Source organism: Pseudomonas sp. LBUM1641 (assembly GCF_059716235.1).
In genome coordinates this window covers 50,724-62,946 of sequence record NZ_CP166815.1, presented here as the reverse complement: position 1 = coordinate 62,946, position 12,223 = coordinate 50,724, and the positions used below count along the sequence as shown (strand labels likewise).

Sequence of the window (12,223 nt, the reverse complement as noted above, 5' to 3'; positions counted from 1 at the left end):
CGAGCCCGCAAGCAACGCCTAGCCGCCGGTATGGACAGCCACGGGCGGTTGGCGCGCGGTGATATCGAACAGCGTGTACGCCAGGGTCAAATGCTTCACATCCTTCGGCATGTCGCGGTCGACAATGAAGCGCACCGGCATTTCTATGCGCTGACCTGGCTGTAGCACTTGCTGGGTGAAGCAAAAACACTCGGTCTTGTGGAAGTACATCGCCGCCTCGGCGGGCGAAATGCTTGGCACCGCCTGGGCGGTCATCGGCTTGTCAGTGGGGTTGTAGGCCACGAACAGCATCTCGGTAACCGCTCCGGGATTGACCACCACCTCGTCGGCCTTGGAGTGGAACTCCCAGACCATGTCGATGGCATTGGTGGACAGGAACTGCACCCGCACCTGGCGCGTCGGGTCCACCACCTGCTCGCCTTCGTACTGCCCGGCAGTCTTGCCATTGATGCCGAACGCCCTGCACATCACGTCGTAGATCGGCACCAAAGCAAAGCCGAAGGCGAACATCGCCACCACCAGGATCAGCAGCCGCGTGACCAGGCGCTTGATAGGCACGGACTCAAGCATGGTCGTCTCCCGTCAGGGTGATCATTTGACCTCCGGCGGCGTGGTGAAGGTGTGGTACGGCGCAGGTGAAGGGACACTCCACTCCAGGCCTTCGGCACCATCCCACGGCTTGGCGGGCGCAGGCTTACCGCCGCGGATGCACTTGATGACGATGAACAGAAAGAAGATCTGCGTCGCACCAAAGGTGAAGGCACCAATGGAGGAGACCATGTTGAAATCGGCGAACTGCAGGTTGTAGTCCGGCACCCGACGCGGCATGCCGGCAAGTCCTACGAAATGCATCGGGAAGAACGCCATGTTCATCCCGACGAACGACAGCCAGAAGTGCAGCTTGCCCAGGGTTTCGTCGTACATGTGGCCGGTCCATTTCGGCAGCCAGTAGTAGGCCGAGGCGAAGATCCCGAAGATCGCGCCGGGCACCAGTACGTAATGGAAGTGCGCTACCACGAAGTAGGTGTCGTGGTACTGGAAGTCCGCCGGAGCGATGGCCAGCATCAGCCCGGAAAAGCCGCCGATGGTGAACAAAATCACGAAGGCCACCGCGAACAGCATCGGCGTCTCGAAGGTCAGCGAGCCTTGCCACATGGTGCTGACCCAGTTGAACACCTTCACGCCCGTGGGTACCGCGATCAGCAGCGTGGCGTACATGAAGAACAACTCGCCCACCAGCGGGATGCCCACCACAAACATGTGGTGCGCCCACACGATGAACGACAGGAACGCGATGCTCGCCGTGGCGTACACCATCGAGGTGTAGCCGAACAGCGGCTTGCGCGAGAAGGTCGGGATGATCGAGCTGACGGCACCGAAGGCCGGCAGGATCATGATGTACACCTCAGGGTGGCCGAAGAACCAGAACACATGCTGGAACAGCACCGGATCACCACCACCGGCAGCGCTGAAGAAGCTGGTGCCGAAGTGGATGTCCATCAGCATCATGGTCACGCAGCCTGCCAGCACCGGCATCACCGCGATCAGCAGGAACGCGGTGATCAGCCAGGTCCAGACGAACAGCGGCATTTTCATCAAGGTCATGCCAGGGGCACGCAGGTTGAGGATGGTGGCGACCACGTTGATCGCGCCCATGATCGAGCTGATACCCATCAGGTGGATGGCGAAGATGAAGAAGGTCACGCTTTCCGGCGCGTAGGTGGTGGAGAGCGGAGCGTAGAAGGTCCAGCCGAAGTTCGGCCCGCCACCGGGCATGAACAGCGTGGACACCAGCATCAGGAACGCCGCCGGCAACAGCCAGAAACTGAAGTTGTTCATACGCGGCAGGGCCATGTCGGGCGCGCCGATCATCAACGGGATCATCCAGTTGGCCAGGCCGACAAACGCCGGCATCACCGCACCAAACACCATCACCAGGCCGTGCATGGTGGTCATCTGGTTGAAGAACGCCGGCTCCACGATCTGCAAGCCCGGCTGGAACAGCTCGGCGCGGATCACCATGGCGAACGAGCCGCCAAGCAGGAACATGGCAAAGCTGAACCACAGGTACATGGTCCCGATGTCTTTGTGGTTGGTGGTCAGCACCCAACGCATCAGGCCCTTGGCGGGGCCGTGAGCGTGCTCACCGGCATGACCATGGTCATCGATCACAGCGCTCATGGCCTTTCTCCTGCGAACGAGTGGGCGGAACGGTTCAGGGAATACGCAATGAAGGAAGTCATTTGCTTTCCGCCTGTTTCAGAGCCAGCACGTCTTTAGGAGTGACCATGTCGCCTTTGTTGTTGCCCCAGGCGTTACGTTCGTAGGTCACGACCGCCGCGATATCGACTTCCGACAGTTGCTTGCCGAACGCCGCCATGGCGGTGCCGGGTTTGCCGAAGTACACGCGGTGCAGGTGGTCTTCCTTGGGCCCGACGGCAATCGGCGAGCCTTTGAGTGCTGGGAACATCGGCGGCAGGCCCTGGCCTTCAGCCTGGTGACAGGCCACGCAAGTGGTGTGGTAAACCTTGTCGCCACGGGCCACCAGCTCATCCAGGGTCCATTCCTTGGAGGTCAATTCCTTGAGCTTGGCGGCTTCTGCCTTGCGCTCGCCGAGCCAGGTGTCGTAGTCCGCCTTGGACTTGACCTCCACGACGATCGGCATGAAACCATGGTCTTTGCCGCACAGCTCGGCGCACTGGCCACGGTAGATGCCGGGCTTCTCGACCCGGGTCCACGCCTCGTTGACGAAGCCTGGAATCGCATCACGCTTGACCGCAAACGCGGGCACCCACCAGGAGTGGATCACGTCGGCGGCAGTCACCAGGAAGCGCACCTTGGCGCCCACCGGCAGCACCAGCGGCTGGTCGACTTCCAACAGGTAATGTTCGCCTTTGACGGCCTGGTTATGGATCTGCTCGGCGGGCGTAGCCAGGTTGCTGAAGAACTCGACGTCCTGGCCCAGGTATTTGTAATGCCACTTCCACTGGTAGCCGGTGACCTGGATATCGATATCCGATTCCGTACTGTCGTAGATGTTGATCAGCGTCTTGGTGGCCGGAATGGCCATCGCCACCAGGATCAGCAAGGGCACCACGGTCCATAGAATCTCCACCGTCGTACTCTCGTGAAATTTGGCCGCCACTTGGCCCGTTGAGCGCCGGTGAACAATCATCGACCAGAACATCGCGCCAAACACAACGATGCCAATCGCCACACAAATCCAGAAAATGGTCATGTGCAGGTCAAACACGGCGTGACTGACTTCAGTGGCCCCTGGTGCCATATTCGTTGTCCAGGCGGCTTGCGCCTGGCTGAATACTGACCACAACAGTAGGCCCATCCAAACATGTGGATGTCGCGTCATTGCGGGTTCCCCTTATCGTTCTTGTTATCCCGCCGGTTTGCACCTGCGGCCAAGGGAGCGGCTTCCATACTGCTTACAACCGCCAAGCCTTGCCTGCTCATGCAGTCGGGCGTCATCAGCTAATTGCGTACAAAACCGAGTATAGACACCGACCGCCACCCCGCAATGTGATCGGGCAAATGAACGAAAATGGGTGAAGCGACCACACAACAGGACCGGTGGCGCGAGTTATCCGACGAACGCTGGCAATTTGATATAACGGCAGCGCATAACCATGAAATAATTATGACAAATGTGTCTTAGGCGCTCGTATAAACGAGCTACCTTATCCTCTCCCTATTTCCTACGCCTGCATCACTGGAGCTTTCATGAACACCGCCGCTTTGCGCGAGCAGATTTCCCGTGCCCATCAACACGAATCCAGCACTGGCCAGCTTGCTCAGCAGCTGGAAGTCCAGTTACCGCACCTGCACCCGGCGATTGCCCTGCCGGACGTTGACGCCAAGGGCGTGATGACGCGCTTTGTCAGCGCCTACATTGACCAGGTCCCGGATTTGCTGGATGCGGCCAATGATGTTGCCCGTGAAGCCGGTATTGAAAGCCAGATCAAACCGGTGCTGAAAATCGCCGAGCATTTCTTCCTGCAGCCGCCAGCGATCCTGGCCGGGCATGAAGGCCTGGACGGTTTGCTGGACGAGGCCTACCTGGCTCATCGCCTGGTGGAAGAGGTCAACGATCTGTATATCAAGCACTTCGGCCAGCCGTTGATTCCGCTGGATACCACGGTGGCGAACGTGATTGCTCACCAATTGATCGGCGAGACCTTTGCCAATCAGCTGGATGAAGCGGTGCACCACGCGGTGGATGAGATGCTCAACGAAGAGAGCTTTGCGCTGGAATCGGTCGAAGCATACCGCGACAAGCTCAAGAGCCCGGACACGGAAGCGGCGTGGAAGCGCTGGCCGTGCCTGTCGCGGCAGTTGGGGGTTGGGTTGGAGCTGGATCAGCCTGCCTGATTTTTATCGCTGACGCAGATTCACTGTAGGAGCGAGCTTGCTCGCGAAGGACGTCAACGATAACGCGGGCATTCTGAATGCACGCGGCGTGCTGAAGTTTTTCGCGAGCAAGCTCGCTCCTACAGAAGGTCACAACGCAGCCGAGCCTATTCCGGTCGTCGTTCTTACCCGTCCTTCCAACCTGCGCTTCAACCCCCGCGCCTCAATCATCAGCTTCGAGCCCTTGGCCGCGTTGGCCCGACCCCATTCTTCCAGCAATTCCAGGCAGGAGTGGTCGATGTAACTCAGGTTATTGAGTGGCACATGCAAGGTGGTCCCGGCGGGTACCGTCGACAACACCTGGGTCAATGCCGGCACCTTGAGAAAGGTCCCAGCCCCCGTCAATCGCAACTCCATCTCGCCGTCCTGTGGCAGGTCGACCAGGCTGATTTTCAGGCGCGAAGCCTTGAACGCCAACTTGACCAGCGTCAGCCCGAAGCCCACCAACACACCCGTCAACAAGTCGGTAAAGATGATCGCCAGGGCCGTCGCTGCGTAGGTAAACATCGGCATCCGCCCGTAACGCGCCAGGCCACGAAACGCCTTCATGTCCACCAGCTTGATCCCGGTGTACACCAGGACACCCGCCAGGCTCGCCACCGGAATGCTTTGCAGCACACTGGACAGCAACAGCACGAACGCCAGCAGCCACAACCCGTGGAACATCGCCGACAAGCGCGTGGTAGCGCCGGCCTGGACGTTGGCCGAACTGCGCACGATCACGCCAGTCATCGGCAGGGCGCCGACCAGGCCACACAGCATGTTGCCCACGCCTTGTGCCGACAGTTCCTTGTCGAAATCGGAACGCTGGCCACTGTGCATACGATCAACGGCTGCTGCCGAAAGCAGCGTTTCAGCGCTGGCGATAAAGGCGACGGCGAACGCGGCGATCAACAGGTTGGGATCCGCCAGGTTCAACAGGTCGCTGGGCCGCAGCCAGTCGATGGCGTCCGCCAGGTTTTCCGGCACTTCCACACGCTTGACCTGCAACGCCAGCACCAGGCTGGTGACCGTCGCCAATCCCACGCCAAGCAAGGCGCCGGGCACAAAGCGCAGTTTTTGCGGACGGAACTTGTCCCACAGCCACATCACCAGAATCGTCGACAGCCCAAGCAAACCGGCCTGCCAACCGAGGCCGCCACCGAGGGTAGGAATCGCCTGGACCAACGCCGCCGGAAAGCCGGCGAGGTTATCCAGCCCCGAGGGCTTTGGCACACCGTCGAGCATCACATGGACCTGCGACAGGACAATCAGCACCCCGATCCCCGCCAGCATCCCGTAGACCACCGCAGGCGCCGTCACGCGAAACCAGCAGCCCAGGCGCAATCGGCCGGCCACCAACTGCAGGAAGCCCGCCAACAACAGGATCGGCCCGAGCATGGCCATGCCATGCTGGCGCACCAGTTCGAACACCAGCACCGCCAAGCCCGCGGCCGGGCCGCTGACTTGCAGCGGCGATCCCGCCAACCAACCCACCACAAGCCCACCGATGATCCCAGTGATCAGGCCTTTGGCAGGCGGCATCCCTGACGCGATTGCGATCCCCATGCACAGCGGCAGGGCGACCAGAAACACAACCACGGAGGCCAGCAGCTCCCGTGGCAGCACAGCTTTTAATTGAGCAGCACGCATGATGACTCTCCCGAGGCATTTGCCGGGCGTGGCAACGCCTGGCTGCTCGAATGGCAACCATCGCGTTACCCGACAGGGGATTGTTTTAGAAGCGCGCTTTAGGCGTCGCGGACGGGATCGGCTGAGTACCGTTCAACGGCAGGAACGCCGCCTGATCCGCATCGTAGGCCCTGATTTCACTGGTCTCGATGTCGTAGACCCAGCCATGGATAAACAGATGCCCGTTGGCCATGCGCGAGGCTACCGACGGGTGAGTGCGCAGGTGCTGCAACTGGGCGATCACGTTTTCTTCGGTCAACACGTGCATGCTTTCGTGTTCGTTGGCGCAGTCACAGTTGTCCTGGACCATGGTCTTGGCGACCTCGGCGTGGCGCAGCCAGGCCTTTACCGTGGGCATTTTTTCCAGGCTTTGAGGGTTGAGCACTGCGCGCATGGCGCCGCAGTCGGAGTGGCCGCAAATGATGATGTGCTGCACGCCAAGGGCCAGTACCGCGTACTCGATAGCCGTGGATACACCGCCGTTCATCTGCCCATAAGGCGGCACGACGTTGCCGACGTTACGGGTCACAAACAAATCCCCGGGGGAGCTCTGGGTGATCAGTTCGGGAACGATGCGCGAATCTGCGCAGGTAATGAACATCGCTCGTGGGCTCTGGGCCGTGGCGAGTTTTTTGAAAAGCTCTTCCTGCTGCGGAAAGATCTCGTTATGGAAATGCAAAAAGCCTTCAACGATGTGCTGCAGCGCTGCATCGGCGGACTCCGCCTCGTGAGGGGCTGAAGCCGACGCAGCCAACGGCTGTTTATCCTTGTCACTCATGATTCATCCTCTTGGTTGGAGCAGGGGCGTTTTCCAGTGTGGTTGGCGCCCAAACCGAAGCGCCGACTCATTAGTCACTCGATGAACAAGGTACCCGCCGAAACTTAACTCAAACTGAATGAACCGCTCTAGATCGGGGCTTTCAGTGATGTCAAAACGCGACTATTCCTACAGGGCCGTGCGCTTTACCCAGCAGTTTACAATAATGCCATCTGCCTGCCAGGCGGACAAAACGCGGTGCAATCCAGATTAAACCCTTCCCGGCGATTGAGCCCCAATCGTTTGATCGCCTTGGCGAAACGTTGCGCCAACAGATCGGCAAACGGCCCTTCGCCACGCATGCGTACCCCGAAGCGACTGTCATAGACCTCACCACCGCGCACCTGCCGCACCAGGCTCATCACATGGGCCGCGCGCTGCGGGTAGTGGGCCGCCAGCCATCCTTCAAATAGCGGCGCAACCTCCAGGGGCAGGCGCAGCATCATGTACGCCGCACTTTGTGCGCCAGCGGCATGCGCCTCGGTCAGCAAACTTTCCAGCTCGCTGTCGTTGATCATCGGAATCATCGGTGAACACAACACGCCGACCGGGATTCCCGCCTCACGCATCACCCGAATCGCCCTCAGCCGCGCCTTGGGCGCAGCCGTACGCGGTTCCAGGATGCGCTTGAGCTCGTCGTCCAGGCTGGTGAGGCTGATCATCACCGCCACTAGCCGCTGCTGCGCCAGCTCGGTCAGCAGGTCGAGGTCCCGCAGGATCAGCGAGCCCTTGGTGATGATCGTCACTGGGTGACGATAGCGCAGCAGCACTTCGAGGGTTTGGCGGGTGATCTTGTACTCGCGTTCGATAGGCTGGTACGGGTCGGTGTTGGAGCCCAGGTTGATCGGCGCGCAGGTGTAGCCCGGCTTCGACAGTTGCTGCTCCAGCACGTCGGCAGCGTTGGTCTTGGCAATCAGCTTGGTTTCGAAATCCAGCCCCGGTGACAGGTCCCAATAGGCGTGGCTGGGCCGCGCGTAGCAGTAGATACAGCCATGCTCACAGCCGCGATACGGATTGATCGCCCGATCAAACGGGATATCCGGCGAGCTGTTGCGGGTGATGATGGTTTTCGCGGTTTCGATACGGACTTCGGTGCCCTGGGTCTGTGGCACTTCCTGATACCAGCCGTCGTCTTCCGCCACGCTGACGGTGGGCGCAAAACGGTTGTGCAGGTTGGTGGCCGTGCCGCGCCCGCGAGGCGGCAGAGGAGTAGACATGAAAGCGCCTCTATACTGTTTTTTTGTACAGTATAGAGGCGCAGGGTTTCTGACCAGTGCCGTTGGGCGGTCAACCTCCAATCAATGCTTGGAGGTCACTTGGCCAAGGTCATCGCCGGAGGTGGTCTGCATATCATTTTTGCGCAGGTTCGCCACGTCACTGGCTTTCACCGGCTCGCCTTTGTTACCCCAACTGCCCCGAATGAAACTGACGACATCCGCCACTTCCTGATCCGACAAACGCCAGGCAAACGCCGGCATGGTGAAGGTCGAAGGCGCGGTGTGGGTCGCCGGCAGCGTACCGCCGTTCAACACAATATTGATCAACGACGTGGCATCCGCCGTCTGCAACACCGGGTTGCCCGCCAACGCCGGGAATACCCGGGTGTAGCCATGGCCGTCGGTACGGTGGCACGCCGCGCAGTTGTCGATATACACCGATGCCCCGGGCTTGCTGTCATCGCCTTTCCAAAGCGCGTCGGCGACCTGCTTGTCGTACTGGTGCGGCTGATCCTTGGGATCCACCGCCGGCAGGCTCTTGAGATAGCGGGCGATAGCCGTCAGGTCATCTTGCGACATGTACTGCATGCTGTGGACCACAACGTCGCTCATGCCGCCAAACACCGCGCTGCGATCACTGCGACCGGTCTTGAGGAATTGCACCAGTTGGTCTTCGCTCCAGCTACCCAGGCCGTCCTTGTGGTCGCCCCGCAGGCTTTTGGCAATCCAGCCTTCCAGCGGTGCACTGCCGGACAAGAAATCGCTGCCGTCCGACGCACTCAGGGATTTTTCCTGCATGGTCAGCGCCCGTGGCGTGTGGCAGGCGCCGCAGTGGCCAAGGCCTTCTACCAGATACGCGCCACGGCTGATCACGGGGTCTGCGCCCGCCTGAGCCTGATAGTCCTCAACCTTGGGCGCGAACATCCAGCGCCACCCAGTCAACGGCCAGCGCATGCTCAACGGCCAGGGAATGTCGCTGTCCTTGTTCACCTGCGCCACCGGCTCCACACCCTTCATGAAGTACGCGTACAGCGCCTGCATGTCGCTTTCGCTGACGCGCGCGTAAGACGGGTAGGGCATCGCCGGGTAAAGCGTACTACCGTTCTTGGCGACGCCATGGCGCACGGCCTGGTCGAAGTCTTCGAAGCTGTAGTCGCCCAGGCCGGTTTTATCCGGGGTGATGTTGGTGGAGTAAATGGTGCCGATCGGGGTTTCCATCGGCAGGCCGCCGGCGAACGGCTTGCCGCCCTTGGCGGTGTGGCAGGCCACGCAGTCACCGGCGCGCGCCAGGTATTCGCCCTGTTTGACCAGGTCGGTATCAGCCGCACTTACCGAGCAACTGCTGATCAAGGCGAGGGAGGCAATCACAAATGCTTTCATGGTCATCGCTCCTTATGCCTGAACCAGTGGGCCGGGGTTTTTCAGGTACTGCTCGCGAATCGCCCGCGCCGACCAGTAGGTCAACGCCGCCACCAGGCCCGTAGGGTTGTAGCCCAAGCCTTGTGGGAACGCGGAAGCGCCCGGGACAAACACGTTGTGTACGTCCCAGCACTGCAAGTAGCGGTTCAAGGCACTGGTTTTCGGGTCGGTGCCCATGATTGCGCCACCGTTGAGGTGGGTGGTCTGGTAGGCCGCGGTATTGAAGTGCTCGCCCACTTTTTTGCCCAGCAAGGCGATCGCCTTGGGGTTCATCGCTTCGGCAACCTTGCTCATTTTGTCGACCATGAAGCGGTTCATCTTGATGTCGTTTTCCTGCCAGTCGAAGGTCATGCGCAGCAGCGGCATGCCGTAGGCATCGCGGTAGACCGGGTCCAGGTCGAGGTAGTTGCCACGGTAGGATTGATGGGCGCCGTGGGCATCCATCGACACCTGGTGGGTGTAGTAATCAGCCGTGGCGCGCTTCCACGCGCTGCCCCAGGCCGGCGTGCCCGGCGGGTTGGAGGTGCCGGCAATCGGCCGGCTGCCCGCCTGGTTGACCCACATCGGCGAGCCGCCCACAAAGCCGTGAGGCCCGTGGTCGAAGTTGTCGGCGTTGAAGTCATCAATCGCCACGCCATTGCCGCCGGCGCCGATGAAGTTGTTGGTGTGCACGTCCTTGTCGAAGAACGCCTTGATGGTGGCCATGTTCTGGTAGGCGAAATTACGGCCCACCACGCCCTCGCCGGAGATCGGGTCGTAGGGTTTGCCAATGCCCGACAGCAACATCAGCCGCACGTTGTTGAACTGGAAAGAACCAAGGATCACCAGATCCGCCGGCTGCTCGCATTCCCGACCTTGGGCGTCGACATACGTCACGCCGGTGGCCTTGCGCTTGGTGCTGTCGAGGTTGACCTTCAGCACGTGGGAATTGGGCCGCAGTTCGAACTTGGGCTCCTGGCGTAATGCCGGCAGGATGTTCACGTTCGGCGAAGCCTTGGAATACATGTAGCAGACATAACCGCTGCAGAAGCCGCAAAAGTTGCACGGCCCCATCTGCGCACCGTAAGGGTTGGTGTACGGCCCGGACGTATTCGCGGAAGGCAGGTTGTAAGGTTTGTACCCCACGGCCGTAGCGGCCTTCTGGAAGAGCTGTGCGGAGACGGTGTTCTTCTGCGATTCCAGCGGGAAGTGATTGGAGCGATCCGGCGCATAAGGGTTGCCGCCCTTGCCTTCGCCTACCAACTGGCCCTTCACCGTCCAGGCTTGCCCGGAGGTGCCGAAGACTTTCTCGGCATAGTCGAAAAATGGCTCCAGCTCTTCATAGCTGACGCCGAAATCCTGGATGGTCATGTCCTTGGGAATGAAGTTTTTCCCGTAACGCTCTTCGTAATGGCTGCGCATGCGCAACTCGATCGGGTCCACCCGAAAGTGCACGCCGGACCAGTGCAGGCCGGCACCGCCGACACCATTGCCAGGCAGGAAGGCGCCCAGTTGTCGGTTGGGCATCGCCACGTCATTCACGCTATGGCGAATGGTCACGGTTTCCTTGGAGATGTCCTGAAAGAGTTTCTTGCGCACGCTGTAGGTCAGTTCGTCGATGACCTGGGGATAGTTGCCATCCGGGTAGGTGTCCTGCATCGGGCCGCGCTCCAGCGCTACCACGTTGAGACCCGCTTCCGTCAGCTCCTTGGCCATGATCGCGCCGGTCCAGCCGAAGCCGACGATCACCGCATCCACTTTCTTCATGATGGTCGCCACGTTTATGCCCTCTCGCCACGGATCGATACAGCCGGGAAGGGGTATTGCTCGTTGCGTTCAACCCAATCCATGAAATCGGCGCGGGCGCCGGGGAAGCCGATCATGGTCCAGCCGACCATGCCTTTGTTGCCACCGTGGACCGGGTCGCAGAAGAACCCTTCCTTGGTGTTTTGCAGCAACAGATTGAAGAAAATCTTCGGCGGTACGCTGTCGAACTGCGCGTCACCGGCTTCCAGTCGTTGCAACAATTTTTCCTGGGTAGCGCTGTCTTGCTCAGCAAATAGCTTACCGTTCATCGCTTTCGACCAGGCATCCGTGGCAGCAATGCCCAGGCGATAGATCTCTTTGGGCACCAACTTGCTCTGCCAGCCCATTTCAGGCGGCGCATCGGCATTGAAGGGGCCTTGCATGAACCAGAGGGCGCCAGCCGCGTAGGGGGTGTTCATCTGACGGTCGATGTATTCCGGCGCGCCGGCTTCCAGGGCGCCTGGGCCTTGGTCGTCCGCCGGGATCAAGCGGGCTACGGCCGCGTTGATAAACGCCCATTCCTCGGCAGTGAAATAGCTCGGCTCATAGGCCTTGCTGCTGACAGGCGCCTTTTCGGGGCTGGCTTGAGCCGGCTCGGGAACCGCCATCAGCATCGAACCGCCCAGGCCCGTGCTGGCGACAGTGACCACGGGGATCAAGGTCAAGGATTTGCGCAAAAACTCACGCCTGGGGTTGTCTTGATCTTGATCAGACATGGTGGCACCTCATCATGTGGTCACGGGTTTATCAGCCGCTTCAAGGAACGACTTATAGTTTTGGCAGCAAATGGGATCCAAAGGACCCAAAAGATAGAACACAGTAGTAATCAATAGTTACAAATGATAGCAGGCTAAGGATCGATGAAAATCGATTCAACGGGAAAAAACATACC

At 60.2% G+C, this 12,223-nt stretch carries 10 protein-coding genes; 1 reads left to right on the top strand and 9 read right to left on the bottom strand.

What is annotated here, in order from left to right; genetic code table 11:
* Positions 1 to 18 precede the first annotated feature (18 nt).
* The 3 genes from ACA046_RS00305 to coxB are packed head-to-tail and all read right to left on the bottom strand — an operon-like array spanning position 19 to position 3,367.
* A complete protein-coding gene (locus ACA046_RS00305) occupies positions 19 to 570 on the bottom strand; it encodes a cytochrome c oxidase assembly protein (protein WP_076013311.1) in 552 nt (183 codons plus the stop codon).
* 21 nt (positions 571 to 591) lie between these two features.
* Positions 592 to 2,181 carry a cytochrome c oxidase subunit I gene (gene ctaD, locus ACA046_RS00300; protein WP_497675673.1) on the bottom strand — a complete coding sequence of 530 codons (1,590 nt, stop codon included), beginning with the start codon at positions 2,179 to 2,181 and terminating at the stop codon, positions 592 to 594.
* Positions 2,182 to 2,239: 58 nt separating this feature from the next.
* Positions 2,240 to 3,367 (bottom strand): cytochrome c oxidase subunit II, encoded by a 1,128-nt coding sequence (gene coxB, locus ACA046_RS00295; RefSeq protein WP_459025012.1) that lies wholly within the window; start codon positions 3,365 to 3,367, stop codon positions 2,240 to 2,242.
* A gap of 368 nt (positions 3,368 to 3,735) precedes the next feature.
* Between coxB and ACA046_RS00290 the strand changes: the two genes are divergently transcribed.
* The gene (locus ACA046_RS00290) at positions 3,736 to 4,383 is read left to right on the top strand and encodes a hypothetical protein (protein ID WP_076013308.1); all 648 of its coding nucleotides are present in this window, start codon (positions 3,736 to 3,738) and stop codon (positions 4,381 to 4,383) included.
* A 129-nt stretch (positions 4,384 to 4,512) separates the two neighbouring features.
* Here ACA046_RS00290 and ACA046_RS00285 read toward each other — a convergent pair whose 3' ends face one another.
* From ACA046_RS00285 to ACA046_RS00260, 6 genes are all read right to left on the bottom strand, one after another.
* Positions 4,513 to 6,054: a SulP family inorganic anion transporter gene (locus ACA046_RS00285; protein ID WP_497675672.1), complete on the bottom strand. Its 1,542-nt coding sequence runs from the start codon at positions 6,052 to 6,054 to the stop codon at positions 4,513 to 4,515.
* An 85-nt stretch (positions 6,055 to 6,139) separates the two neighbouring features.
* Positions 6,140 to 6,871, bottom strand: coding sequence for a carbonic anhydrase (locus ACA046_RS00280; RefSeq protein WP_076013306.1), 732 nt, complete (start codon positions 6,869 to 6,871; stop codon positions 6,140 to 6,142).
* 197 nt (positions 6,872 to 7,068) lie between these two features.
* Positions 7,069 to 8,127, bottom strand: coding sequence for a PA0069 family radical SAM protein (locus tag ACA046_RS00275; RefSeq protein WP_497675671.1), 1,059 nt, complete (start codon positions 8,125 to 8,127; stop codon positions 7,069 to 7,071).
* Positions 8,128 to 8,208: 81 nt separating this feature from the next.
* The gene (locus ACA046_RS00270) at positions 8,209 to 9,507 is read right to left on the bottom strand and encodes a cytochrome c (protein WP_497675670.1); all 1,299 of its coding nucleotides are present in this window, start codon (positions 9,505 to 9,507) and stop codon (positions 8,209 to 8,211) included.
* A 12-nt stretch (positions 9,508 to 9,519) separates the two neighbouring features.
* The gene (locus ACA046_RS00265) at positions 9,520 to 11,304 is read right to left on the bottom strand and encodes a GMC family oxidoreductase (RefSeq protein WP_167664634.1); all 1,785 of its coding nucleotides are present in this window, start codon (positions 11,302 to 11,304) and stop codon (positions 9,520 to 9,522) included.
* Between the two features lie 2 nt (positions 11,305 to 11,306).
* A complete protein-coding gene (locus ACA046_RS00260; RefSeq protein WP_003214869.1) occupies positions 11,307 to 12,047 on the bottom strand; it encodes a gluconate 2-dehydrogenase subunit 3 family protein in 741 nt (246 codons plus the stop codon).
* Positions 12,048 to 12,223 lie beyond the last annotated feature (176 nt).